The organism is Stenotrophomonas sp. Steno-Z10-BAI (genome assembly GCF_056393115.1).
This window is the reverse complement of the sequence record NZ_JBWJOZ010000010.1, coordinates 61,602-86,054: the sequence shown is the minus strand read 5'-3', so window position 1 is coordinate 86,054 and position 24,453 is coordinate 61,602. Positions and strand designations below refer to the sequence as shown.

Annotated in this window: 31 protein-coding genes; 6 read left to right on the top strand and 25 right to left on the bottom strand. The window is 67.2% G+C overall.

The window, feature by feature from the left end; genetic code table 11:
* The 17 genes from AC06E9_RS18790 to AC06E9_RS18710 all read right to left on the bottom strand — a co-directional run.
* The coding region (locus tag AC06E9_RS18790; protein ID WP_478056598.1) for an REP-associated tyrosine transposase at window positions 1-446 on the bottom strand (446 nt) is incomplete at its 3' end.
* A gap of 235 nt (window positions 447-681) precedes the next feature.
* Window positions 682-1,482 (bottom strand): carboxylesterase family protein, encoded by an 801-nt coding sequence (locus tag AC06E9_RS18785; RefSeq protein ID WP_478056597.1) that lies wholly within the window; start codon window positions 1,480-1,482, stop codon window positions 682-684.
* Window positions 1,483-1,549: 67 nt separating this feature from the next.
* The gene (locus AC06E9_RS18780; protein ID WP_152153549.1) at window positions 1,550-1,816 is read right to left on the bottom strand and encodes a hypothetical protein; all 267 of its coding nucleotides are present in this window, start codon (window positions 1,814-1,816) and stop codon (window positions 1,550-1,552) included.
* Window positions 1,817-1,829: 13 nt separating this feature from the next.
* Window positions 1,830-3,191, bottom strand: coding sequence for a magnesium transporter (gene mgtE / locus AC06E9_RS18775; protein ID WP_088432828.1), 1,362 nt, complete (start codon window positions 3,189-3,191; stop codon window positions 1,830-1,832).
* Window positions 3,192-3,320: 129 nt separating this feature from the next.
* The gene (ptsP, locus tag AC06E9_RS18770; protein ID WP_478056596.1) at window positions 3,321-5,042 is read right to left on the bottom strand and encodes a phosphoenolpyruvate--protein phosphotransferase; all 1,722 of its coding nucleotides are present in this window, start codon (window positions 5,040-5,042) and stop codon (window positions 3,321-3,323) included.
* 59 nt (window positions 5,043-5,101) lie between these two features.
* On the bottom strand, window positions 5,102-5,371 hold the full coding sequence (locus AC06E9_RS18765; RefSeq protein WP_121043139.1) for an HPr family phosphocarrier protein: 270 nt from the start codon (window positions 5,369-5,371) through the stop codon (window positions 5,102-5,104).
* Window positions 5,364-5,756, bottom strand: coding sequence for a PTS sugar transporter subunit IIA (locus AC06E9_RS18760; protein ID WP_019185401.1), 393 nt, complete (start codon window positions 5,754-5,756; stop codon window positions 5,364-5,366). Before AC06E9_RS18760 ends, AC06E9_RS18765 begins: the two co-directional genes overlap by 8 nt.
* 106 nt (window positions 5,757-5,862) lie before the next feature.
* Complete coding sequence (rapZ, locus tag AC06E9_RS18755; RefSeq protein ID WP_183073811.1) at window positions 5,863-6,759, bottom strand: RNase adapter RapZ; 897 nt, start codon at window positions 6,757-6,759, stop codon at window positions 5,863-5,865.
* The gene (hprK, locus tag AC06E9_RS18750) at window positions 6,756-7,706 is read right to left on the bottom strand and encodes an HPr(Ser) kinase/phosphatase (protein ID WP_019185403.1); all 951 of its coding nucleotides are present in this window, start codon (window positions 7,704-7,706) and stop codon (window positions 6,756-6,758) included. Before hprK ends, rapZ begins: the two co-directional genes overlap by 4 nt.
* Window positions 7,703-8,155, bottom strand: coding sequence for a PTS sugar transporter subunit IIA (locus tag AC06E9_RS18745; protein WP_088432825.1), 453 nt, complete (start codon window positions 8,153-8,155; stop codon window positions 7,703-7,705). The genes hprK and AC06E9_RS18745 overlap by 4 nt, the downstream gene beginning before the upstream one ends.
* 21 nt (window positions 8,156-8,176) lie before the next feature.
* The gene (gene hpf, locus AC06E9_RS18740; protein ID WP_046274055.1) at window positions 8,177-8,503 is read right to left on the bottom strand and encodes a ribosome hibernation-promoting factor, HPF/YfiA family; all 327 of its coding nucleotides are present in this window, start codon (window positions 8,501-8,503) and stop codon (window positions 8,177-8,179) included.
* Between the two features lie 58 nt (window positions 8,504-8,561).
* Window positions 8,562-10,001, bottom strand: coding sequence for an RNA polymerase factor sigma-54 (locus AC06E9_RS18735; protein ID WP_121043143.1), 1,440 nt, complete (start codon window positions 9,999-10,001; stop codon window positions 8,562-8,564).
* Window positions 10,002-10,043: 42 nt separating this feature from the next.
* Window positions 10,044-10,763 (bottom strand): LPS export ABC transporter ATP-binding protein, encoded by a 720-nt coding sequence (gene lptB / locus AC06E9_RS18730; protein WP_121043145.1) that lies wholly within the window; start codon window positions 10,761-10,763, stop codon window positions 10,044-10,046.
* Complete coding sequence (gene lptA, locus AC06E9_RS18725) at window positions 10,763-11,326, bottom strand: lipopolysaccharide transport periplasmic protein LptA (protein ID WP_121043147.1); 564 nt, start codon at window positions 11,324-11,326, stop codon at window positions 10,763-10,765. Before lptA ends, lptB begins: the two co-directional genes overlap by 1 nt.
* On the bottom strand, window positions 11,304-11,870 hold the full coding sequence (gene lptC / locus AC06E9_RS18720; protein ID WP_121043149.1) for an LPS export ABC transporter periplasmic protein LptC: 567 nt from the start codon (window positions 11,868-11,870) through the stop codon (window positions 11,304-11,306). Before lptC ends, lptA begins: the two co-directional genes overlap by 23 nt.
* Entirely contained in the window at window positions 11,867-12,415 is a 549-nt protein-coding gene (locus tag AC06E9_RS18715; RefSeq protein WP_152153542.1) for a KdsC family phosphatase, read from the bottom strand. The genes lptC and AC06E9_RS18715 overlap by 4 nt, the downstream gene beginning before the upstream one ends.
* Window positions 12,416-12,457: 42 nt before the next feature.
* The gene (locus AC06E9_RS18710; RefSeq protein WP_121043154.1) at window positions 12,458-13,459 is read right to left on the bottom strand and encodes a KpsF/GutQ family sugar-phosphate isomerase; all 1,002 of its coding nucleotides are present in this window, start codon (window positions 13,457-13,459) and stop codon (window positions 12,458-12,460) included.
* Between the two features lie 53 nt (window positions 13,460-13,512).
* On the opposite strand from AC06E9_RS18710, the gene AC06E9_RS18705 reads away from it, so the two are divergent.
* From AC06E9_RS18705 to AC06E9_RS18695, 3 genes are all read left to right on the top strand, one after another.
* On the top strand, window positions 13,513-13,743 hold the full coding sequence (locus AC06E9_RS18705; RefSeq protein WP_088432818.1) for a BolA family protein: 231 nt from the start codon (window positions 13,513-13,515) through the stop codon (window positions 13,741-13,743).
* Between the two features lie 97 nt (window positions 13,744-13,840).
* Complete coding sequence (murA, locus tag AC06E9_RS18700; RefSeq protein WP_478050428.1) at window positions 13,841-15,115, top strand: UDP-N-acetylglucosamine 1-carboxyvinyltransferase; 1,275 nt, start codon at window positions 13,841-13,843, stop codon at window positions 15,113-15,115.
* Window positions 15,112-15,420, top strand: a complete 309-nt coding sequence (locus AC06E9_RS18695) for an EF-hand domain-containing protein (protein WP_152153538.1) — start codon at window positions 15,112-15,114, stop codon at window positions 15,418-15,420. Before murA ends, AC06E9_RS18695 begins: the two co-directional genes overlap by 4 nt.
* Window positions 15,421-15,453: 33 nt before the next feature.
* On the opposite strand, the gene AC06E9_RS18690 is transcribed toward AC06E9_RS18695, so the two are convergent.
* From AC06E9_RS18690 to purM, 5 genes are all read right to left on the bottom strand, one after another.
* Entirely contained in the window at window positions 15,454-16,137 is a 684-nt protein-coding gene (locus tag AC06E9_RS18690) for a DUF3108 domain-containing protein (RefSeq protein WP_121043160.1), read from the bottom strand.
* Window positions 16,138-16,139: 2 nt separating this feature from the next.
* The gene (locus AC06E9_RS18685; RefSeq protein WP_478056595.1) at window positions 16,140-16,916 is read right to left on the bottom strand and encodes a DUF3108 domain-containing protein; all 777 of its coding nucleotides are present in this window, start codon (window positions 16,914-16,916) and stop codon (window positions 16,140-16,142) included.
* A gap of 67 nt (window positions 16,917-16,983) precedes the next feature.
* The gene (gene purN / locus AC06E9_RS18680; protein WP_121043164.1) at window positions 16,984-17,637 is read right to left on the bottom strand and encodes a phosphoribosylglycinamide formyltransferase; all 654 of its coding nucleotides are present in this window, start codon (window positions 17,635-17,637) and stop codon (window positions 16,984-16,986) included.
* On the bottom strand, window positions 17,634-18,119 hold the full coding sequence (locus AC06E9_RS18675; RefSeq protein ID WP_478056600.1) for a hypothetical protein: 486 nt from the start codon (window positions 18,117-18,119) through the stop codon (window positions 17,634-17,636). The genes purN and AC06E9_RS18675 overlap by 4 nt, the downstream gene beginning before the upstream one ends.
* A gap of 5 nt (window positions 18,120-18,124) precedes the next feature.
* Entirely contained in the window at window positions 18,125-19,150 is a 1,026-nt protein-coding gene (gene purM, locus AC06E9_RS18670; RefSeq protein WP_183073822.1) for a phosphoribosylformylglycinamidine cyclo-ligase, read from the bottom strand.
* 138 nt (window positions 19,151-19,288) lie between these two features.
* On the opposite strand from purM, the gene AC06E9_RS18665 reads away from it, so the two are divergent.
* From AC06E9_RS18665 to hda, 3 genes are read left to right on the top strand one after another with little or no spacing between them, the layout of a single operon-like run.
* Window positions 19,289-20,413, top strand: a complete 1,125-nt coding sequence (locus AC06E9_RS18665; protein ID WP_226956679.1) for a DUF2066 domain-containing protein — start codon at window positions 19,289-19,291, stop codon at window positions 20,411-20,413.
* Window positions 20,410-21,582, top strand: coding sequence for an AI-2E family transporter (locus AC06E9_RS18660; protein ID WP_121043170.1), 1,173 nt, complete (start codon window positions 20,410-20,412; stop codon window positions 21,580-21,582). The genes AC06E9_RS18665 and AC06E9_RS18660 overlap by 4 nt, the downstream gene beginning before the upstream one ends.
* Entirely contained in the window at window positions 21,579-22,289 is a 711-nt protein-coding gene (gene hda, locus AC06E9_RS18655; RefSeq protein ID WP_121043172.1) for a DnaA regulatory inactivator Hda, read from the top strand. The genes AC06E9_RS18660 and hda overlap by 4 nt, the downstream gene beginning before the upstream one ends.
* A gap of 101 nt (window positions 22,290-22,390) precedes the next feature.
* On the opposite strand, the gene murU is transcribed toward hda, so the two are convergent.
* The 3 genes from murU to AC06E9_RS18640 are packed head-to-tail and all read right to left on the bottom strand — an operon-like array spanning window position 22,391 to window position 24,445.
* A complete protein-coding gene (murU, locus tag AC06E9_RS18650; protein WP_478056594.1) occupies window positions 22,391-23,095 on the bottom strand; it encodes an N-acetylmuramate alpha-1-phosphate uridylyltransferase MurU in 705 nt (234 codons plus the stop codon).
* Complete coding sequence (locus AC06E9_RS18645) at window positions 23,092-24,117, bottom strand: aminoglycoside phosphotransferase family protein (RefSeq protein WP_121043176.1); 1,026 nt, start codon at window positions 24,115-24,117, stop codon at window positions 23,092-23,094. Before AC06E9_RS18645 ends, murU begins: the two co-directional genes overlap by 4 nt.
* A gap of 58 nt (window positions 24,118-24,175) precedes the next feature.
* Window positions 24,176-24,445 (bottom strand): GlsB/YeaQ/YmgE family stress response membrane protein, encoded by a 270-nt coding sequence (locus AC06E9_RS18640; RefSeq protein ID WP_019185648.1) that lies wholly within the window; start codon window positions 24,443-24,445, stop codon window positions 24,176-24,178.
* Window positions 24,446-24,453: the final 8 nt, after the last annotated feature.

The following is a 24,453-nucleotide window of genomic DNA, read 5'->3' as shown; positions in this document are numbered from 1 at the left end:
TGAGGCCATAGGGTCCATGCGTACGGGTAGTCTCCGATCTGCTCTGAAAGCCCTGCACGGATCGGATTGCCGAGGATGTAAAGGGCATGCCGATGCAGCGACTCGTCGCAACGCACGGCGTGATCGTGGTAACCGGCTTGCCAGAACGAACCACCACGACCCAGCGATCGATTGATCGCCAACGCAGTCGATGATTTCAAGCGTCGAGCGATATCGGCAAGTGGCTTCGTTTTCAGTTCCAGCAACCAGTGCAGATGGTCGGGCATGACGACCCAGGCAAGGAATCGTGCATATCCACGTTCGTCCATTTCCTTCAGGCCGAACATCGCGATCGCGGAAACGTCGGGATCATCAAACCAACGCCGACGGTTGTGGCAGACCATCGTAAGGACGTAGGTCTGCCCTGGAATCGAACAGCGCCCTGCGCGTAGCCGAGAAGAACTCATGGTGCATCGTCATTGATTCCGCAGGCCCGCGGTGTCGGGCAAGGCCGCAAGCGCTTATCGCGGAATACCACGAGAGCGTAGTGCCGGCCGCTGGCCGGCTCTGCATGACCCACAACGTGACGGGGTAGTGCCGGCCGCTGGCCGGCTCCACGGAGCGTCTGCGATCACGAACAGCATGGCGCGATGACGGAATGTTGCAGAGCCGGCCAGCGGCCGGCACTACCGAAAATGCCCATCACTGCTTCTGCGCGAACAGCCACGCCCACATCGCCGCATCGGCATAGGTGGCGTCCCAGGCGTTGTGGTTGCCTTCGGGGTACTCGGTGTAACGCACATCCTTCGCGCCGGCCTGCTGGAACGCGGCGTGCAGCTTGCGGTCGTCGTCCGGCGGCACCAGGTCGTCCAGCGCGCCATGGAACATCCAGATCGGGACGTTGCGCAGGCGCTGGGCAATGGCGGCGTACGGATCGGCCTCGTGGGCGACATCCTCGACGAACAGGGTGGGGCGCACCGCGCGCGGGGCCAGCACCGCGCCGCACACCGGCACGATCGCGGCGAAGCGCTGTGGCGCGTCCAGCGCGATGTTCCAGCTGCCGTAGCCGCCCATCGACATCCCGGTCAGGTATTGGCGCTGCGGGTCGGCACCAAACTCGGCAATCGCGGCATCCAGTGCGGCCAGCGCGATGCGGTTGTTCTCGCCGGACCACTCCTGGTCATCCGGCGTCTGCGGCAACACGACCAGCGCGGGGAAGGTGGAGGCGTGCTGGCGCAGGTACGGCCCCAGCCCGGCCTGGGTCTGGCGGCGGCCGTCGCGGCCACGCTCACCGGAGCCATGCAGGAACAGCACCACCGGCAGTTCGCCGCGTGAGGCGGCGGCGTTGCGCGGCACGAATACCTGGTAATACGCGGTCTGCCCATCCACTTTCACCGCACGGCCGACGAACTGGCCACCGGAGCCAGCCGGGGTGCTCGCACAGCCGGCCACCGTCATCATCGCCACCGCCCACAGCAGCCATCCACCCCAGCGTCGTGCCATTGTCGTGCCCTGATTGAAATCGTTTTCAGTCTAGGCCCGGTTGTGCGCCGGAGCATCTTGCAGTGCATCAGTGCGGGCGCGGTGCCGCGGCGAGGATGTCCAGCTGTTCGATCGCCTCGGGGTGACCGTCGGCGGCGGCCGCCTGCACCTGCGCCAGGCTGGGGTGGACCACCAGCAGGATCGGGTTCTCGCACTGCGGGCAGTCGAACTGCGCTTCGTCTTCGTGCAGTTCCATCGGCATCTGCCGCGCGCTGCCCTGCCATTCGCAGGCGGCGCAGGTATAGGTCGCGTCGCGCCAGCCGGGCTGGAAGTAGTTGTCGAGGGTCAGGGCCATGCGGGGTCCAGGGTCAATGCAGGAGGATCAGGCTGGCCAGGCCGAGGAAGCTGAAGAAGCCCATGACGTCGGTGACGGCGGTGACCACCACGGTACCGGCCACGGCCGGATCGACGTTCATGCGCTTGAGCAGCAGCGGCAGCAGGACGCCGGCCAGGGCCGCGGCGCAGAAGTTGATGATCAGCGCCATCGTGATCACCAGCGAGAGCAGGAAACTGTGGAACCAGAGGTAGGCGATGATGCCGACCACGGTGCCGATCAGGGTGCCGTTGATCAGCGCGACCCGCGATTCCTTCCACAGCAGGATGCGTGCGTTGCTCTGGCCGACCTGGCCCAGCGCGATGCCACGCACCATCAGGGTCAGCACCTGCACGGCGGCATTGCCGCCCACGCCGGCCACGATCGGCATCAGCACGGCCAGCGCCACCACTTTCTGCAGGGTCAGCTCGAACTGGCCGATCACGCTGGCCGCCAGGAACGCGGTACACAGGTTGATGCCCAGCCAGACCACGCGGCCGCGCACGGCGCGCTTGATCGGCGAGAACAGATCTTCTTCTTCGTCCAGGCCGGCGGCGCCCAGCGCCTGGTGCTCGGCCTGCGAGCGGATGATGTCGACCACGTCATCGATGGTGATGCGGCCGAGCAGGATGTTGTTGTCGTCCACCACCGGGGCGGAGACCCAGTCATGATCGGAGAACTGGCGCGCGACTTCATCGGCGCTCTCGCCGACATCGATCGCCGGCTGCTCGTCATCGATCAGGCGGTTGATCGGGGTGTTGTCCTCGTGCGTCACCAGCGCGGCCAGCGACAGGCGGCCCAGGTATTGATGGCGGCGGCTGACCACGAACAGGTGATCGGTGTGGTCGGGCAGTTCGCCGCGCAGGCGCAGGTAGCGCAGCACCACATCGACATTGACGTCGGCGCGCACGGTCACCACGTCCGGGTTCATGAGGCGGCCGGCGCTGTCCTCGGGATACGACAGCACCTGCTCGAGCCGCTCGCGGTTCTCGCGGTCCATCGACTTGAGCACTTCATCGATGACCGTGTCCGGCAGGTCTTCGACCAGATCGGCAAGGTCATCGATGTCCAGGTCTTCGACCGCGGCGATGATCTCGTCCGGGTCCATGTCGGCCAGCAGGCTTTCGCGCACTTCCTCGCCGACGTGGACCAGCACCTCGCCGTCGTCTTCCGGATCGACCAGGCCCCAGACAATCTCGCGCTTGCCCGGGGGCAGCGATTCGAGCAGGTTGCCGATTTCCGCCGGCGCCAGGGTGTTGACCAATCGACGGACCGGACCCAACCGCCCGCTGTCCAGTGCATCGGACAACAGCCGCAGCTGGCGCGCCGTCTTGTCGTGGCGTACGGCTTCGGCCATGCGCAGCTCCTGCGGAAAAAGAAAAGGCCGCTATCCGGTAGAGGATGCGGCATGGGCGGTGGTCACCGCGTCATTATCGCGCGCTTACATGTCAATCCGGTAGGCCATCACCGTAGGCGATGGCAACCGTCATGCCGTCGCCAGGCTCGCCTTCTCGATCCAGCGTTCGATACCGCGGCGGTCGCGTGCCTGCAGCAGCTTGGGCGCCATTGCCTGCAGCACCGACAGATCGCTCTCGCGCACCGCGCGGCGCACTTCCAGCAGGGTGCCCGGGTGCAGGCTGAATTCCGTCAGGCCCAGGGCCAGCAGCAGGCGGGTCATCAACGGGTCGCCGGCGATCTCGCCGCAGACCGCCACCGGAATGTTGTACGCCTGGCCGGTGCGCAGGATGTGCGCGAGCAGGCGCACTACCGCCGGGTGCAGCGGCGAGTACAGCTCGCCGACCGCCTCGTTGTTGCGGTCGGCGGCGAGCAGGTACTGGACCAGATCGTTGGTGCCGATCGAGAGGAAGTCGACCAGATCGATGAAACTCTCCAGCGCGATCGCCGCGGCCGGCACTTCGATCATCGCGCCGAACGGGATGTGCTCGGCCACTTCGTGGCCTTCCGCGCGCAGCAGCTCGGCCTGCTTGGCCAGGCGCCGGCGGACCGCAAGGATTTCCTCGCGGGTGCTCACCATCGGGATCAGGATGCGCAGCTTGCCGTAAGCCGAGGCGCGCAGGATCGCGCGCAGCTGGGTGTCGGCCACCTTCGGCCGCGCCAGCGACAGGCGCACGCCACGCAGGCCCAGCGCCGGGTTTTCTTCGTTGCTCAGGGTCAGCCCGGTGCGGTCGGCCTTGTCCGCGCCCAGATCCAGGGTGCGGATGGTGACCGGCCGCCCGCTCATGCCGAGGGCGGCATCGCGGTAGGTCTCGAACTGCTCCTGCTCGTCCGGCAGCTCGTTGCGCTGCAGGAACAGGAATTCGGTGCGGTACAGGCCCAGCCCGTGTGCGCCCAGCGCATGCGCCTGGGTGACGTCTTCGCTGGACTCGGCATTGGCGAGCAGGGCGATATCGACGTTGTCGCGGGTGCGGCTGGGTTTGGTGCGCAGGCGCCCGAGTTCGCGCTGCTCGCGCGCGTGCTCGCGCAGGCGCACGCGGTAGTCGCGCAGGTCCTGTGCCTGGGGGTTGATGGTGACCGTGCCATCGCTGCCGTCCATGATCAGCACGTCGCCATCGGCGACCTTCTGCAGCACGTTCGGGACGTTGACGATCAACGGCAGGTGCAGGCTGCGCGCCAGGATCGCGCTGTGCGAGAGCGCGCTGCCCCCGGCGGTGACGATGCCGACCACACCGTGGGCCTGCAGCTGGGCCAGCTCGGAGGGGGCGATGTTGTCGCAGATCAGGATCTCGCCGGCCATGCCTTTGACGTCCGGCGGGCGCTTCTGCAGGAACGCATGGATGCGCCCGATCACATGGTCCAGATCGTCCATGCGGCTCTTCAGGTAGGCATCGTCCATGCCATCGAAGACCTTGGCCAGGCGGTCGCGCTGCACGCGCAAGGCGTAGCCGGCGCTGTACGGGCCACTGCGGATCAGTTCGTCCAGGCCGAACAGCAGCTCGGGGTCATCGAGCAGCAGGGCATGCAGATCGAGGAATTCGCCGACCTCCTGGTTGAGCGCGCCATGCAGGCGCTGGCGCAGCTCGTGCATTTCGCCACGGGCCGCTTCCACGGCCACGTGCAGGCGCTCCAGCTCAGCCTCGATCTTGGCCGGCGCAATGCGCTGCTCGGCCACTTCCAGGGCATGCGGCAGGCGCACCCGGGCACGGCCCAGGGCGTTACCGCGCGAGGCACCGTGGCCGGACAACAGCATCGCCCCGGACGCGGTCCGGGCCGGTGCGGAGGATCCCGATCGCGGCTGCCCCCCCATGCTCAGTTGTCCTCGTCGAAACGCCGCTCGAACAGGGCGACCACCGCGTCCATCGCGGCGACTTCGTCTTCGCCCTCGATGCGCACGGTGACCGGGGTGCCCTGGCCGGCGGCCAGCAGCATGACGCCCATGATGCTCTTGGCATTGATCTCACGGCCTTTGGCGGCCATGGTCACGTTGCAGCGGAAGGGCGCCAGCTCCTGCACCAGCTTGGCAGTGGCGCGGGCATGCAGGCCCAGGCGGTTGGAAACAGTGAGTTCACGTTCAAGCATCGTCGACAATCGCTCCATTGCGAGTGCCTGCCGCGGCTGTGGCAGGCAGTTGATCCAGTCCCTGTTCCGGATAATTCATCACTCGCATCAACATCGGCAGGCTCAGCGCCGAAACCCGGCGTGCCGGGGTGCCCAGACGAGCCAGTTGCCCGGCCAGATTGCTGGGGCTGGCGCCGTACAGGTCGGTCAGGATCAGCACGCCCTGGCCACTGTCCACCCGGCGCAAAGCGGCCGAGGCGAGCGGGAGCAGGACGTCCATATCTGCGTCGAACGGTACTTCGAAAGCTTCGGTCTTCAGCGGCAGGTGCCGCAGCAGACGGGTCGCCACGTCCAGCAGGGCCGTGCCGACACCGGGATGAGTTACGAGGAGAATGCCACAGGTCATTCCCGAACGTTAACAGGTCAACATGAATTGGCGATAGCACGCGTGAAAGACTGCTGTGTTCCGCGGTTCAGCGTGTCGATGCCGGCCGCCGCCGGCAGTGCCGTTTTCAGTCCAGTTCGCGGTGGAAAGTGGCCACTTCCGGCCAGCCCTGGTCACGGGCATGGCGGGCCATGCGCTCGGCCATGTACACCGAGCGGTGCTTGCCGCCGGTGCAGCCGAAGGCGACGGTCACATAGCTGCGGGTGTCATTGCCCAGCCGCGGCAGCCAGGTATCCAGGAAATCGACCAGCTGGCCGGCATAGCGCTGCACATCGGGCTGTTCGTCCAGATGCTCGCGCACCCCGGCATCGCGACCGGACAGCGGGCGCAGCTCCGGGTCCCAATGCGGATTGGGCAGCACGCGCACGTCGAACACGAAGTCCGCTTCGGCCGGCACGCCGCGCTTGTAGGCGAACGATTCGAACAGCAGCGAGAGCTTGTTGCCGTGGGCCAGCGCGAACTCGGTCACCACCTTGCGGCGCAGCTGGTGCACGTTGAGGTGGCTGGTGTCGATCACCGCATCGGCGGCGGCGCGCAGCGGCGCGGTGAGTTCGCGCTCGCGGGCGATCGCTTCGGGCAGCGACAGCCCGAGCTGGCTCAGCGGATGCCGGCGGCGGGTGTCGGCGTAGCGCTTGAGCAGGGTTTCATCGGTAGCATCGAAGAACAGCAGCTGCGCATCCAGGCCGGCCGCCTTGGCATCTTCGCGCCAGTGCGAGAGCTGGGTCAGGTCACTCTGCGCGCGCACGTCGATGCCGACCGCCAGCCGGCGCGGGGCCTCGCGGCCCGGATCACCGAGCAGGCTGCGCACGAAATCCGGCAGCAGGTCGATCGGCAGGTTGTCCGAGCAGTAGTAATCGAGGTCTTCGAAGGTCTTCAGCGCGACCGTCTTGCCGGACCCGGACAGCCCACTGACGATGATCAGGGTGGCGGCGGTCGGGGCGGAGGCGGGGGCGGGTGTGGTCATGGCGTGCGGCGTTCCAACATGTTGCTGTGGCGGGCGATGAACATCGCGGCCGGGTCGATGCCCTTGGTCCGCAGGATGTGCAGGCGCGTGGCGGCTTCGGTCAGCACGGCCAGGTTGCGGCCGGGCATCACCGGCAGGGTGATCAGCGGCACATCCAGGTCCAGCACGTGGCGGGTACCCGAGTCGCCGGTCAGGCGTTCATAGCCGTAGGGGGTGGGTTCGGTCATCGGCTTGGTCAGGTGGACGATCAGCCGAAGGTACTTGTTCTTCTTTACCGCCGTGTCACCGAACATCTCGCGCACGTTGAGCACGCCCAGGCCGCGGACTTCCAGCAGGTCCTGCAGCAGCTCCGGGCAGGTGCCGTCGAGCACGTCCGGGGCGATCTGGGTGAACTCGGGGGCATCGTCGGCGACCAGGCGGTGGCCACGGCTGAGCAGCTCCAGCGCCAGCTCGCTCTTGCCCGAGCCGGCTTCCCCGGTGATCAGCACGCCGATGGAATAGATCTCCATGAATACGCCATGCAGGATCACCCGCGGCGCCAGCGTGCGCGCCAGGTGGTAGGACAGGTGGTTGAGCAGTTCGTGGCCGCGTTTGGGTGAAATCCACAGCGGGGTCTGCGATTCGTCCGCGGCGGCGCGCAGGTCTTCCGGGCAGGACTGGTTGCGGGTGATCACCAGCGCCAGCGGATGGGACTGCATGATCCGCTCGATGGTCTCCCAGCGCTGGCGTGAGTCCAGCGAGTCCAGCCAGGACAGTTCCTCCGTCCCCAGGATCTGCACTTTGTTGGGGTAGATCGCGTTGAGGTAGCCGGCCAGCGAGGGGCGGCGAGAGACCTTGTTGCCGGCCTCCAGCTCACGGCGCTCGCCCTGCTGGCCGGCGACCCAGCGCAGGCTCAGGCGGTCACGCTGCTGTTCGAACAGTTCGCGCGCGGTGATGCTGGTATTCATGCGGCACTCGCCGGCGGGGGGAATTCGATGACCCGACGCAACGCGTCGCCGTCGCGCGCTTCGCGCAGCGCCTGGCGGATGGCCGGCTCGGAGAACAGCTCGGCCAGCTCGGAGAGCAGCATCAGGTGTTGATGGGTGTAGTGCGCAGGGACGGCAATCGCGAAAACCAGGTCGACCGGTTCATCGCCGCCGAATTCCACCGGCGATTCCAGCCGCAGCAGGGCGCCGCGGGGGCGTTCAAGCAGGGGGGCACGACCGTGTGGAATGGCGATGCCGTGGCCGATGGCGGTGCTGCCCAGCGTCTCGCGCTGGCACAGGTTCTGGTACAGCAGCTCGGCGTTGGCTTCGCGGCAGGCCAGCAGACGGGCTGCGGCCTTCAGCACGCTGTCGCGATCGGCGGCCGGCAGCACTTGCGTGCGGACGGCCGCCAGAAGATCAGTCAGAGGCATGTCGGGGTGGAAACGAGGGCATCAGCCCTCATTGTCGCCCACCGGCAGCGGTTGCGGTGCGTGCTGCTGCTTTTTCTCTTTGTGCTTGATGACCAGGCGGTCGAGCTTGTCGGCCAGGATGTCGATCGCGGCATACATGGTGGGGCCGCTGGCGTCCGCGTGCAGAGTCTGCCCGGGAACATTCACACTCGCATCGGCATGGTGCTCCGGCTTGCGGATCGACAGTTGCACGCGAACCTCGCAGTGCTGGTCGAAGTGCTTCCTCAGCCGTTCCAGCTTGGTCTCCACGTACTCGTTCAGAGCCGGGGTGATCTCAAGGTGGTCCTTGCCAAACGTCTCGATGTGCATCGGGTTTCTCCTTTGTTCGGATGTGCCAATGAACCTTCCCGCCGGGCGCGGTGGAGCGTCAGACGATTCTTACCCTTTCGTGCGAGGCGGAAATGTTCATGGCTTCACGATACTTCGCCACGGTGCGTCGCGCCACCGGTATTCCCGAGGTTTTGAGCAGGTCAGCCAGCTTGGCGTCAGAAAGCGGCTTGCGCGGGTTCTCGTCGTCGATCAGCCGGCGCAGCATCGCCTGGATGGCGGTGCTGGAGGCTTCGCCGCCGCTGTCGGTATCGATGCCGGAGGCGAAGAACGCGCGCAGCGGCAGGGTGCCGCGCGGGGTGCGCACGTACTTGCGGGCGATCGCGCGTGAAATGGTGGATTCGTGCAGGCCGAGCTCACCGGCCACTTCACGCAGGGTCAGTGGGCGCAGCGCCTGTTCGCCGAACTCCAGGAAGGCGGCCTGCTGGTCGAGCAGGCAGCGCATCACCCGCAGCAGGGTCTCGCCGCGGGCCTCCAGGCCCTTGAGCAGCCAGCGTGCTTCCTGCAGGTGGGCGCGCATGTAGCCGGCGTCGGCCTCCCCGCAGCGGCGGATCAGCTGCTCGTAGCCGCGGTGGATGACAACCTTGGGCCCGGCATGGCCGGCCAGGGCGGCACGCCAGACGCCGTTCTGGCGCCAGACCACGCAGTCGGGCACCACATAGCTGTCGTGGGAGAGCTCGCCGATCTGGGCGCCCGGGCGCGGGTCCAGCGAGCGCAGCAGCTGCACCGCGACCTCGACCTCGGCCAGTGGCTCGCGCAGCTCGTGGGCGATGCCGGCCACACCGCTGCGAGGCAGGCGCTCCAGCGGGCCATCGGCGATGCGCCGGGCCAGCGCCAGTCCCGGGGTCTGCGCGGGCAGTACCAGCAACTGCAGGTCCAGGCATTCGCCCAGGGAGCGCGCACCGACCCCGACCGGGTCGAAGCGCTGGATCTGGTGCAGCACGGTGAGGATTTCAGCCTCGTCGGCCTGGATGGCCGGGCGCAGGGTCTCGGCGATGGTCGCCAAGGGCTCGCGCAGGTAACCGTCTTCTTCGAAGGCATCGATCAGGGCCGCGCCGATGCTGCGGTCACGGGCCGACAGGTGCGACAGATGCAGCTGCCAGAGCAGATGGTCAGCCAACGATTCGGTCTCGGCCACGCGTTCGGCGGCGCTGCCGTTGTCGTCATCGTCGAAGGAGCCGCCACTGCTGCCGCTGGTCCAGTCGCCTTCGCCGGGCGACCAGTCATCGCTCGCCGAGACCTGATGCTCGCCATCGGCATGGGTATCGGTGGGGGCGGGCGGGGGCGTGTCCTCGCCGGGACTGGCCTCGAGCGCCGGTTCAGCGTTCTCGGCCCAGTCCAGCAGCGGGTTGGTCTCCACCGCCTCGTTGATTTCCAGCTCCAGTTCGGCGCTGGACATCTGCAACAGCTTGATCGCCTGACGCAGCTGCGGCGTCATGACCAGGTGTTGCCCCATCGATGTCTGCAGCCGTGCTTTCATGCCTGTGCCGAACGGAAGGAAGGCGTTGCGGCGGCCGCTGGATCAGAGCTTGAAGGTTTCCCCAAGGTAGACGCGGCGGACGTCGGCGTTGGCCAGGATCTCGTCCGGCGCGCCCTGTGCCAGCACGCTGCCCTCGTTGAGGATATACGCGCGGTCGCAGATTCCCAAGGTTTCGCGGACATTGTGGTCGGTGATCAGCACCCCGATCCCGCGCTGCTTGAGATGGGTGACGATGCGCTGGATTTCACCGACCGAGATCGGGTCGACACCGGCGAACGGTTCATCGAGCAGGATCAGGCGCGGTTTGGCGGCCAGCGCGCGGGCGATTTCACAGCGGCGGCGCTCACCACCGGAGAGGCTGGCACCGAGCTGGTCGGCCACGTGGTTGATCTGCAGTTCGTCCAGCAGACTGGCCAGTTCCTTTTCGCGGCCGGCCTTGTCCAGATCGTCGCGCAGCTCCAGCACCAGGCGCAGGTTGTCGGCCACGGTCAGCTTGCGGAACACCGAGGGTTCCTGCGGCAGGTAGCCCACGCCCTGCTTGGCGCGGGTGTACATCGGGTCGCTGGTGATGTCCTTGCCGTCCAGCACGATGCTGCCCGCATCGGTCTCGACCAGGCCGACGATCATGTAGAAGCAGGTGGTCTTGCCGGCTCCGTTGGGGCCGAGCAGGCCGACCACTTCACCGGCCTCCAGGGTCAGCCCGAAATCCTTGACGACTTCACGCTGCTTGTAGCGCTTGCGCAGGCCTTTGGCGACGAGCATTACTTCTTGCTCCCGGCGGCGGGCTTGGCCGCAGGCGCCGCCGGCTTGGCGGCCGGGGTGGCCGGTGCTGCGCCCTTGGCCTTGGGCTGGATCACCGTGCGCACGCGCGTGCCGTCACCACCGCTCTGCATGTTGCCGGTGCGCGTGTTGTAGGTCATCTTCTGGCCGCTGTTGGTGCCGCGCGGCGACTCGACCTTGTAGTTGCCGGTGAGGATGATCACTTCGCTGTTGACGTTGTAATCCATGTTATCGGCCCAGGCATTCATCTTGGAGCCGTCATCCATTTCCTGTTCCAGCGTGGCCTGCTTGCCGGTCAGCACGACGCGTTCGATATCGCCGTTCTTGCGGAACAGATCGGCGTTGGCGGCGTGGATCACCAGGGTGCCCTGGGTGATCACCACGTTGCCGGTGAACGTGCACTTGCCCGCATCATCGGTCAGGTTGCAGTCGTTGCTGTTGGATTCCAGATTCATCGGCTGGTTGCGGTCGGATGACTTGGCCAGCGCCATGCCGGGCAGCAGCAGGGCGAGCAGCGCGAGCTTAGCGGGCAGCGTTCGGTTCATAGCGGGTCTTGACCTGTGAAAGGAGTTTGTACTGCCGGGTTTTCATGTCGGCTTCGAAGCCGACCCCTGTCTGCGACAGGCCCGGGCGGGTCATGGTGACCCGGGCATCGGTCTTGGCACGGTTCTCTTTCGGGAACACGTCCAGGTGATCGGTGCGGAAGGTGGTGGGTGGTGCACCGGCGACCTTGGGGCTGTCGCCGCTGACGTTGCCGATGAGCTTGAGCTGGTCACCCTTGGCGCTGACCCAGCCGCTGTCGCCACGCATTTCCCAGTGATTGCCGTCCTGGTCGGGCAGCAGGAACACCGGTGTGGTCAGGGTCATCGTTTCATCGCTGCGCGCACGCTCCAGCAGCGGGGCGCGCAGGGTGGTGGATTCCTTGCCCTGTTCGTCCAACGCCACGATCTGGAAATCATGCAGCACGTAATCCTTGGTGGCATCCTCGCCTTCGGCCGCGGGGGCCTTGTCGCGATGGTGCAGGGCCAGCCAGCCGGTCAACAGTGCGGCGACCAGCAGCAGGCCCCCGATGGCGGTACGTACGTTCATGCGCCGAACCTCGCCAGCACCGCATCCACATGGCCCTGCGCGGCCAGCAGCACGTCGCACAGCTCCCGCGCCGCGCCCTTGCCGCCGTCACTGCGGGTCTGCCAGTGCACGCGCTCGGCGATCCAGGGGTGGGCATTGGCCGGCGCAACCGCCAGGCCGACCGCGCACAGCGGGCCGAGATCGGGCAGGTCGTCACCCATGAAGGCCACCTGGTCCAGGCCGATGCCGTGCTGACCGCACAGTGCCTTGACGCTGGCCAGCTTGTCGCCGACCGCGATCTGGGTATCGATGCCCAGGTCCGCGCCGCGCTTGAGCGCGGATTGGCTGTTGCGTGCGGTGATCAGCACCGGGTGGATACCGTGGTGTTGCAGCAGTTTCAGGCCGAGTCCGTCCTGCACGTAATACGCCTTGCTCTCGTTGCCGTCCTTGTCGTAGTAGAGCCGACCGTCGGTGAGCGTGCCGTCCACGTCGAAGCAGGCCAGCCGGATACGGCCGGCGGCGGCATGCAGGTGGGACGGGAAACCGGGCAACGGGGAGTAGGGCATCGTCTGGGGCAGCTCAACTGAATGGAGGAAGGCAACTGTGGTTTAAACCACCCGGGCCCGCAACAGGTCATGAATGTTGAGCGCGCCGACGAGATGTCCTTCGGCATCGACCACCATCAAGCCATTGATCTTGTGGGCTTCCATCAGCTGCGCCGCTTCGGCCGCGAGCTGATCGGCACCGATGGTGCGCGGGCCATGGGTCATCACATCGGCGATCCGCGCGCTGCGCACGTCCAGATCGGTATCCAGGGCGCGGCGCAGATCGCCGTCGGTGAACAGACCGATCAGGTGGTTGTCGGCATCCACGACGGCGGTCATGCCCAGGCGCTTGCGGCTCATCTCCACCAGGGCCTCGCTCAGGCTGGCGTTGACATCCACGCGCGGCAGTTCATCGCCGCTGTGCATCACATCGGTGATGTGCAGCAGCAGGCGGCGGCCCAGGCTGCCGGCCGGGTGCGAACGGGCGAAATCGTCGGCGGTGAAGCCGCGGGCATCGAGCAGGGCCACGGCCAGTGCGTCGCCCATGGCCAACGAGGCGGTGGTGCTGGAGGTCGGGGCCAGCGCCAGCGGGCAGGCCTCGGCCGGCACGCTGACATCCAAATGAACGTCGGCGGCGGTGGCCAGGCTGGACTGCGGGCGGCCGGTCATGGCGATCAGGCGGTTGCCCTGGCGCTTGAGCACCGGCAGCAGCATCAGCAGCTCATCGGACTCACCTGAATAGGACAGCGCCAGCACCACGTCGGCCTCGGTGATCATGCCCAGATCGCCATGCCCGGCTTCACCGGGGTGCACGTAGAAGGCCGGGGTGCCGGTCGAGGCCAGGGTGGCGGCGATCTTGCGGGCGACATGGCCGGACTTGCCCATGCCGGTGGCGACCACGCGGCCCTTGCTCTGCAGGACCAGCTGGCAGGCCTGGCTGAACGCTTCGCCCAGCCGCTCGGCGACCGCGCCCAGCGCATCGCGCTCGATCTCGAACACGCGGCGGCCGCTGGCGACCAGTGCCGCAGCGTCGGCCGGATGGGGGAGTTGGGGCGAGACAGCCATGCGAGCGCCACGTGGAAGAGTAGAATGAGCGCTCATTTTATTAGGAAAGCCCGTTGGACGCCGAGACCATCCGCAATCTGATCGAAACCGGCCTGCCTGGCGCCCGCGCGGACGTGCAGGGTGACGACGGCGTGCACTTCGAGGCCACCGTGGTCTGCGACGCCTTTGCCGGCAAAATGCCGCTGGCGCGCCACCGCATGGTCTATGCGACCCTGGGCGATCTGATGGGCGGGGCGATCCACGCGCTGGCGCTGAAGACCGTCACCCCGGCCGAAGCGGGTTAGTCAGCCCAATGATTGGATCAGCCGACCCGCGGTCGGTTCTACCCCCGATTACATCCGCCGACCGACGGTCGGCTCTACCTCATTCCAAGTAGATTCCATGGCCAAGATCGTAGTGACCGGCGGCAAGCCGCTGCACGGTGAAGTGAACATTTCCGGCGCCAAGAACGCTGTCCTCCCCATCCTGTGCGCGACCCTGCTGGCCGATGCGCCGGTGGAGATCACCAACGTGCCGCACCTGCACGACGTGGTCACCACCGTGAAGCTGCTCGGTGAGCTGGGCGCCAAGGTCACCATCGACCAGGGCACCCTCTCGCGCGGCAGCGCGATCGTGGTCGACCCGCGTCCGGTCAATCAGCACGTGGCCCCGTACGAGCTGGTCAAGACCATGCGCGCCTCGATCCTGGTGCTCGGCCCGCTGCTGGCCCGCTTCGGTGCGGCTGAAGTGTCGCTGCCGGGCGGCTGCGCGATCGGCTCGCGTCCGGTCGACCAGCACATCAAGGGGCTGCAGGCCCTCGGGGCGGAAATCACCGTCGAGAACGGCTTCATCAAGGCCCAGGCCAAGCGCCTGAAGGGTGCCCACTTCACCTTCGACATGGTCAGCGTCACCGGCACCGAGAACGTGCTGATGGCCGCCGTGCTGGCCGAAGGCACCACCGTGCTGGACAACGCCGCAATGGAGCCGGAAGTCACCGACCTGGCGCACTGCCTGATCGCGCTCGGCGCGAAGATCGAAGGGCTGGGCACTGCCCGCCTGGTGATCGAAGGCGTGGAGAAGCTGTCCGGTGGCCGTCATGAAGTGCTGCCCGACCGCATCGAGACCGGCACCTTCCTGGTCGCCGCGGCGATGACCGGCGGCAAGGTCACGGTCAACCGTGCCCGCCCGAACACCATGGATGCGGTGCTGGCCAAGCTGGTGGAGGCCGGTGCGCACATCGAGACCACCGAAGACAGCATCACCCTGGACATGGGCGGCAAGCGCCCGCGCGCGGTCAACCTGACCACCGCGCCGTACCCGGCATTCCCCACCGACATGCAGGCGCAGTTCATGGCGCTCAACTGCGTGGCCGACGGCGTGGGCGTGATCAACGAAACGATCTTCGAGAACCGTTTCATGCACGTCAACGAGCTGCTGCGCCTGGGCGCGGACATCCAGGTCGAAGGCCACACCGCGATCGTGCGTGGTGCCGAGCAGCTCAGCGGCGCGCCGGTGATGGCGACCGATCTGCGCGCGTCGGCCTCGCTGATCCTGGCCGGCCTGATGGCCGAGGGTGACACCACCATCGACCGCATCTACCACCTGGACCGCGGCTACGAGAACATCGAAGAGAAGCTGTCCTCGCTGGGCGCCATCATCCGGCGTATCGCCGCATGATCCTGCGCGGCCGGTTCACCCGCCGCCGCAAGGCGCTGCTGGTGCTGGTACTGATCGTGCTGGCGTGGCTGGGCTACGCCTGGTACGCCGGCATCGCGATCACCCAGGGCATCCAGCAGGAAGACATGGACTGGAATGCGGACGGCACCGTCAGCCGGACCGAAGTGTTCCAGTCGTTCTATGCGGTCGGCGTGGACAAGACCGTCGACGGCAACCGGCATTGCAGCACGTACTACTGGCGCGACACGCGCCAGCAGATCCGGGTGGACTGCAAGACGGTATTCGGCGACGCCAAGCCGGAATGAAAAAACGCCCGCGGAAGCGGGCGTTTTTTTGGGTCAATTCATCCCTTTGATCGTCAGATCCAGCGCATCCTTGCCGCTTTCACGCTGCAGCAGACGCGCCGGCACCGGGAACTCCGGCACGATCCAGGCGATCAGCTCCTTGTTGCCGTCCACGCGCGAGACCTTGGTCGCGTCGTAGGACTTGCCCGCCACGGTGATCTTTTCCTTGCCGACCACCTTGTAGGACATCGGCTTGATCCGGCCTTCGTCGACCATGCGGTAGTTCAGCGGCTTGCCGGCGGCCAGATCACGCGCGATCGCCAGGTTGATCAGCAGGGCATCCATGTCGCCGGGCTTGAGCGCCACCGGGCCACGGCGGTCCGGCTTGACGTCCCCGGTCCAGGTGGCCTGGTTGCTGCTCCAGTTGTAGTTGGCATCCACGTTGCGCTTCTTGACCAGCAGCACCGAGCGGTCGTTGCTGGTCAGCGGCCGCAGGCGGCCGTTGGCTTCTTCGAACACGGTGGTCTGGCTGAGATCGGCCAGCTGGTTCTTCACGTTCAGGCTGTAGCGCCATTTGTTGGCGCCTTCGCTGGCCAGGGTCATGGTCCCGTTGGCCTGCATGCCCATGTAGCTGGCCTGGTAATCGGCCTTGAACGGCTGCAGGGCCATGGCGGGCAGGCTCACCACGGCAAGGGCGCCGGCGGCGATCCAGGTCAGCGGACGGTTCAGTGTGGTCATGCTCAGACTCCTTGATATTCGATCAGGCGCAGATCAATCCGATCTTCGCCGTCTTCGCGTTGCAGGATGCGCACCGGCGTGGGGACACCGTTGGCGATCCAGAGGATGGTTTCGTCATTGCCGCCGTTGGTGCGATACACCCGCAGCGCGTTGTAGGACAGATCGCCGACGGGCACGTTCTCGGTGTCCGGTGCGGCCTGGTAGTCGTGCTGGCGGACGCGGCCCACGTCCACGTAGCGGTAGTGCATCTGCCCGCCGGGGCGGGCGTCGCGCATGATCGCCAGGTTCAGCAGCAGCGCGCTCTGGTCGCCGGGCTGCAGCGGGATGGGCTGGCGGCGCTCCTTCTTCAGATCGCCCAGCCACTGCGCGGTGCCGGCCTGCCAGTCGTAGGTGCCGGTGACCTTCTTGCCGAGGAACAGCCCCTTGCGGACCGTGCTCTGGCTCAACGGCACATAGGTGCCGCTGCGGTTCTCGAACACCGTGCTCTGCTCCAGGTTCAGGCCAAGCACGCTGGCAAAACCGCTGCGCCCGATCACCTGCATGTCCACGCGCCACTGGTCACCGCCGGTGTGGGTGACACGCATGGTCGCGTCGCCAGCCTGTTTGCCCTTGTAGAGGGCCTGGTAGGTTGCGGTGAACGGCTGCAGCGGCGGCGCTTCCCAGCTCATGGCAGGCAACGCGGGCAGTGGTGGGGTGACCGTCTCCTGCGCGTGGGCAAGGGCGGCGGTGCACAGCAGGGATGCCATCAGCAGCACGGGCTTGAACAAAGGCGTTCTCATGCGGGCCGGTCGGTAGAGGAGGGGAAAGGATGCCAGCGCCGGGATCAGCGGCGTGTGTGCGCGGCGCTTATCGGTTCAGCTGTCCGGCGCAATCTAGGCGCAGCGGGCTAAACAGGGGGTGACCATCGAGCTGGAGCTGACCTGCCTGTTCAGTTACGCGGCCGCTGACCAGCAGCGCCAGGCTGGCGATCAGCAGCGGATGCTCCACGGCCAGCACCCGCAGGGCCAGCGCTTCGGGGGTGTCGCCGGCCTGCACCGGCACCCGGGCCTGGGCCAGCACCGTGCCGGCATCCAGTTCGGGCACCACGAAGTGCACGCTGGCGCCGTGCTCGGCATCGCCGGCCTGCAGTGCGCGCGCATGCGTGTGCAGCCCTTTGTAGAGCGGCAGCAGCGAGGGATGGATGTTGACCAGGCGGCCATCGAACCGGGCCACGAAGGCCGGGCCGAGGATGCGCATGTAACCGGCGCAGACGATCCAGTCCGGCGCGAAGGCATCCAGCGCATCGGCCATCGCTGCATCGAACGCGGCGCGGTCCGGGTAGCCCTTGGGCGAGCGTGCCCAGCGCTGTGCCGGGCTCACCTTGAGCAGGGCCGAGGCATCGGGCTTGTCCGAGAGCACGGCCACGACCTGCGCATCCAGCTGCTGCGCGGCGATGGCATCGAGGATGGCCTGCAGATTACTGCCCCGGCCAGAAGCGAGTACGGCGATACGGCTGCTCATGCGGTCTGGAAGGCCGCCTTGACCGCGGGGCGCGACAGCACCACCAGGGTGAACACCCCCAGCGCAGTACCGAACGGCATGAAGATGCAGGCGATGCCGGCCACCACCATGCACAGCAGGTAACGCCGGCGCTGCGCCAGGCACCGCCCGGCATAGGCCATGTAACCGGCCAGCACCAGCCCGGCAGCGCAGCCCAGCCCGCCGATCAGCACGAACACCCAGCCGAGCAGGCGCGGATCGAACGGGGGCGGTGCCTCACCCGGCGCCAGCGGCGCCGGCGCGGCGAAGATCACCGCCACGCCCATCAGCAGGTAGATCAACGGGAACAGCGAGAACAGGGCGGTCAGGCCAGCCACCACATAGTGGAAGACCGACAGCAATTGCAGCTGCGCGGTATCCACCGCCGCGGCCGGTACGACCGGCGCCGCTGCGGTGGGCAGCGACGGCGGTTGGGCAGGGAACTCCGGGCCGGGCTCCGTCACCTGGCTCAACCGATCTTGACGCGTTCGGCGCCGTCGGCGCGGGTCACTTCACCGATGGTCCAGTGCTCCAGGCCCTGCGCGGTCACCGCGGCACCGACCGAGGCGGCTTCGTTGGCAGCCACGATCAGCACGAAGCCGATGCCGCAGTTGAAGGTGCGCCACATCTCGCTGTCGGCCACGGCGCCTTCCTTCTGCAGCCACTGGAACACCGGCGGCAGGGTCCAGGCGTCGGCCTTGATGTCCAGGCCCAGGCCGTCGGGTACCACGCGGATGATGTTTTCCGTCAGGCCGCCACCGGTGATGTGGGCCATGCCGTGGATCGCCGCGCCGTGGGTCTTCAACAGCGCCAGGATCGGCTTGACGTACAGGCGGGTCGGCGCCATCAGCGCATCGACCAGCTTGACCCCGCCGTCCAGCTCCAGATCGGCCGGCTGCCCGGCGCGGTCATAGATGCGGCGCACCAGTGAGTAGCCGTTGGAATGCGGGCCGGAGGAGGCGATGCCGATCAGCACGTCGCCGGCGGCCACGCTGGCGCCGTCCTTCATGTCACTCTTCTCGACACCGGCGACGGTGAAGCCGGCCAGGTCGTACTCGCCCGGGGCATACATGTCGGGCATTTCAGCGGTTTCACCGCCGATCAGCGCGCAACCGGCCTCGGTGCAGCCGTTGGCGATGCCGCCCACGACCGCCGCAGCGGTATCGATGTCCAGCTTGCCGGTGGCGAAATAATCCAGGAAGAACAGCGGCTCGGCACCCTGGACCAGCACGTCGTTCACGCACATGGCGACCAGATCGATGCCGATCGTGTCGTGGCGGCCCAGCTGTTGTGCGAGCTTCAGCTTGGTGCCCACGCCGTCCGTGCCCGAGACCAGGACCGGCTCGCGGTACTTGTTGGAGAGGTCGAACAGGGCGCCGAAGCCACCCAGTCCGCCCATGACTTCCGGGCGGAAACTGCGCTTCACCAGCGGCTTGATGCGCTCGACCAGCTCATTGCCCGCGTCGATATCGACACCGGCGTCGCGGTAGGTCAGGGGAGAGGGGTTGGACGGGGAATTGGTCACGGGCGTCGGCGCTGCGCTGGGGTGAAAGCGCGATTTTAACAGGCCACGTTGGCGCGCAGGCCCTATTCGGGCAACAATTCCCCCCGGATACGCTCAATGGAAGTCCTGATGCGCCGCAGCCTCTTTTTCATGATGTTCCTCGCGCTTTGCCTGCCGGTGGCCTCGATGGCCCAGAGCGGCCTGCGCACCGAAGGCGATGTGGCCAGTGCCAGTGGCGCTTACGAGGCCGAGGTCCCGGTCAACAGCCAGGCCGATTCGGACCGCAACGGTGCCCTGGCCAGGGCGCTGGGCAATGTGCTGGCCAAGCTCTCGGGCGACCGCAGCGTGATGAGCCGCCCCGGCGTGATGCAGGCCCTGCGCAATGCCAAGGATTACGTGGCCAGCTATGACTACCGCCAGGACCAGAGCACCTCGGCCGGTGGCGCGCCGAGCTACCGCACCATCCTGGTGGCGCGCTTCCGCGAGGATGACGTCGATGGCCTGATCTCGGCCCTCGGTCTGCCGCTGTGGCCGCAGCCCCGCCCGAAGCCGGTGATCTGGCTGGCCATCGACGATGGTTCCGGCCCGCGCCTGGTGACCGTCCAGCAGGCCAATGCGGCCCGCCCGCTGCTCAACCGCGCCATCGAACGTGGCTACAAGCTGGGCCTGCCCTCGGGCAGCGCCGCCGAGCAGGCACTGGTGGGCGCGATCTGGCGCCAGGACACGGCCGCCGTGGCGCGAGCCTCCGCGCGCTATGCCCCGCCGATGCAGCTGATCGGCAAGCTCTACCGCGATGGCAGCGGCTGGGTGGCCGATTGGGTGTTCGTCGATGGCGGCAAAGAACTGAACAAGTGGACCACCAAGGACAGCGACGCCCGCCGCGCGATGGCCAGCGGTGCCGATGGTGCCGCCGATGCGCTGGTGCGCCGGTACGCCAAGGCCGGGGCCGCCACCGGTGCCGCCGGGACCTACACGATCGTAGTGCTGGGCCTGAACAGTGCCGAGGATTACATGCGCCTGGCCGCCGGCCTGCGTGAGACTGCCGTGGTCCGCAACGTCACTCCGGTGCGTGCTTCGGGCGACCGCCTGGAGCTGTCGCTGGAGATGACTACGGGGCTGGCCGGCCTGAACCGCATGCTCGGCGACAACGGCGTGATCGCGCCGACCGCGCCGCTGGCACTGCCGGTGCCGATCGATGAAACCAACCCCTCGGCCCTCCCGCCGCCCGCCAGCAACGAGTACCGCCTGCGATGATCCTCACCCCCGAAGCGGAAATCGCACAGTTCCTCAGGCGGTTGAAATACGTCCTGGTGGCGCTCGCCGCCGGCTGGGTGATCTGGCTGCTCGGCCCGATCCTGACCCCGTTCGTGCTGGCCCTGGCACTGGCCTGGCTGGGCGACCCGCTGGTCGACCGGATCGAGGCCACCGGCCGCTCGCGCAACACCGGCGTGGTGCTGGTGTTCGTGGCGATGATCCTGTTGATCACTGCCGCGCTGCTGATCCTGGTGCCGATGATCGAGCGTCAGGTCGCCACCCTGGTGGCGGCGATCCCGCAGGCACAGCAGTGGCTGATGGAAAAGGGCATCCCGTGGTTCGAGCAGAAGACCGGGCTGGAGATCATGCAGTGGATGGACCCGGACCGCTTGATTGAATGGGTGCGCAGCCACTGGCAGCAGGCCGGCGGCTTCGCCAAGACCTTCTTCGGCTACGTGCAGCGCTCGGGCTTCACCATGGTGACCTGGGTGGTCAACATCCTGCTGCTGCCGATCCTGGCGTTCTACTTCCTGCGCGACTGGGACAAGCTGGTCGAGCGCGTGGCTTCGATGATTCCGCGCAACCACGTCGGCACCATCACCAAGCTGGCGCGTGAATCGGACGAAGTGCTCGGTGCGTTCATCCGTGGCCAGTTCCTGGTGATGATCGCGCTGGGCGTGGTGTACGCCGCCGGCCTGTCGCTGGTCGGCCTGAAGCTGGGCCTGTTGATCGGCCTGGTGGCTGGCCTGATCAGCTTCATTCCGTACCTCGGCGCGACCACCGGCATCGTCATGGCGGTCGCAGCGGCGCTGGTGCAGGCGCAGGGCTTCGATCTGAAGCTGTTGATCCTGGTCGGCATCGTGTTCACCGTGGGCCAGCTGCTGGAAAGCTACGTGCTGACCCCGCGCATCGTCGGCGACAAGATCGGCCTGCACCCGGTGGCGGTGATCTTCGCGGTGATGGCAGGTGGCCAGCTGTTCGGCTTCCTCGGCATGCTGCTGGCCCTGCCGGTGGCGGCGGTCAGCAACGTGCTGCTGCGCTATGCGCATCAGCGCTATCGCCAGAGCGACCTGTATGCCGGTGAGAAATCGGCGATCGTTCTCGATGCCTACGTCGACACGCCCGGGATCGTGGTCGTGGGCAATCCGAAGGGGCCGGACGCGCAGTGAGTGTCGTTCCGCAGTTGCCGCTTGCCCTGCGCTACCCGCAGGACGAGCGGTTGGAGACGTTCATCGGTGCGCCGGATGGCGCGCTGGCGCAGCTGCGCGCGATTGCCGTGGGCGCCGCGCACGACTGGGTGTATCTGGAGGGCGCGCCGGGCACCGGCAAGACCCATCAGGCGCTGGCGATGTGCTCGCTGGCCGAACAGGCCGGCCGCCAGCCGACCTACCTGCCGCTGAAGGCGGTGGTGGGGCGCACGCGCGCCGCGCTGGAATCGCTGGAAGGCCGCGACCTGGTCGCGCTGGATGGGCTGGACGCCGTGGCCGGGCAGCGCGAAGACGAAGTGGCGCTGTTCGATTTCCACAACCGTGCGCGCGCGGCGGGCATCACCCTGCTGTACACCGCGCAGCACGCACCGGACCAGCTCGGGCTGGTGTTGCCCGACCTGCGCTCCCGCCTGCAGCAGTGCGTGCGCGTGGTGCTGCAGCCGCTGGACGACGAAGGCCGCGCGGCGGTGCTGCGCGAACGCGCGGCGCGACGCGGCCTGGCGATCGATGAAGCGGCGATCGAATGGTTGCTGACCCGTACCGGCCGTGAGCTGGGCAATCTGGTCAGCCTGCTGGACTGGCTGGACCGCGAATCGCTGGCGGCACAGCGCCGCATCACCGTGCCGTTCCTGCGCCAGGTCCTGGAAGACGGCCCGCACCTGTTGTAACCGTCCGGAAACGGACGGTAGATCCACGCCATGCGTGGATGCATCGGGTGCCGGCGCATCGTTGCCTCAGCCACGCATGGCGTGGTGCTACCTTGGCGGCGTCAGGCGTTCAGTTCCGCGTCCAGCTGCGCCAGCCGTTCCGGCGTGCCCACATCGGTCCATCGGCCGCGATGGTGCTGGCCGGTCACGCGGCCCTGCGCCATCGCATGCCGTAGCAGCGGGGCGAGACCGAACTGTGGCGGTGTCGCGCTGGCACCGGCGGTTTCGCCGATCACCGCGCGCCAACCGTCGATGATCGCCGGGCGGTACACGCCGATACCGGCATAGGTGAGCCGCGCGCTGTCACAGTCATCGCTGACGCGACCATCGGCGTGCAGGATGAAATCGCCACGCGGGTGCTGCGCCGGATTGTCCACCAGCACCAGATGCGCATCGCCGGTGGGTGTGCGTGGCAGGGTAGCGACATCCGCATCCGTCCACACATCGCCGTTGATCACCAGGAACGGTGCCTCGCCAAGGATCGGCAGTGCGTTGAGAATGCCGCCGCCGGTTTCCAGCGGCACGTCGCCTTCGTGGATGAAGTGCAGCCGCAGCCCCCAGCGCGCACCGTCGCCGAGTGCGGGCGCGAACTGATCGCCGAGCCAGGCGGTGTTGATCACCACCTCATCGATGCCGGCCGCAGCCAAGCGTTCCAGATGCCACACGATCAGCGGTTTGCCCCCGGCCACCAGCAATGGCTTGGGCGTGTGCAGGGTCAGCGGGCGCATGCGCTCGCCTTTGCCGGCCGAGAAAATCATCGCCTTCATGGGCGGGCCAGGACCGGTTCGGCGATACGGGCCAGGGCCGGTTTGATGCGCAGCTCGAACAGATCGTGCAGGGGGGCCAGCGCGGGATGGCGCGGCAGCACTTCATCCAGATAGCGGATGAAGCGCGGCGCATCCTCGAAGTAGTGTCCCTTGCCGTCGCGGTCGCGCAGGCGCACGAACAGGCCGAGGATTTTCAGGTGGCGCTGCACGCCCATCCAGTCCGCGTCGCGCAGGAACTGCGGCCATGGCCGTACCGGCAGACCGGCCGCCAGCGCTTGTGCGTGATAGCGCGCCAACCAGGTATCCACGCGCTCGATCGGCCAGCTCAGGAACGCATCCTTGAACAGGCTGACCGGGTCGTAGGCGATCGGTCCACGCACCAGGTCCTGGAAATCCAGCACGGCCGGCCCGCCGTCGATCGGCATCAGGTTGCGCGGCATGAAATCGCGGTGGGTCAGCACCTGCGGCTGCTGCAGTGCGTTGTCCATCAGCAGGCGATGCATGCGCTGCAGGTTCTCGATCTCGCCACAGTCCAGTTCAAGGCCGAGGTGACGTTGCAGGAACCACTCGTCGAACAGCCCGGCATCGCGCTGCAGCAGTGCCTCGCCGAAGCTGCCCATGCCTTCGGGCACCGGGATGGACTGCAGGCGGATCAGCTGCGCGAAGGCAGCGTCGAACCAGGCATCGGCGTTGTCGGTGTCGATATGGCGGGCCAATGTCGGGCCGCCCAGGTCTTCCAGCAGCAGGAAGCCGTTGTCTTCATCGCGCGCCAGCACCTGCGGCACGCGCACGCCGTTGGGCTCGAGCAGGTCATGCATGCGCAGCCACGGCCGCACATCCTCCAGCCCGGGCGGGGAGTCCATCACGATGTGGCTGCCGCGCGCGCTGGTGGCGCGCCAGTAGCTGCGGAAACCGGCATCGACCGAGGCACGGTCCAGGGCGGTGGCCGGATCGCCGAGGGCGGCGCAGGTCCACTGCCGGCGGTGTTCGGCGCGCAGCGGATCGGAAGCAGGATCGTTCATGGACGGGTACGTCGAAGCGGCGCCGGACGGCGCGCGGGAAAGAAAAGAGCGGCGATGCTCAGCGCTTGCTGCTGAACAGCCGAAGCACGGCCAGGACCGCGACCGCACCGAGGATCGCGCCGATGAACCCAGCGGGCTCGCCGCGGGCATACCAGCCCATGTACTGGCCGAACCAGCCGGCCAGCAGGGCACCGACGATGCCGAGCACGATGGTCAGCAGACAGCCCATGCGGTTGTTGCCGGGCATGAAGAAGCGCCCGAGCAGACCGACGACGAAGCCGACCAGGATGATGTAGAGCCAGCTGGTGCTGCCAAACAGTCCGTTCATGCCAAAGA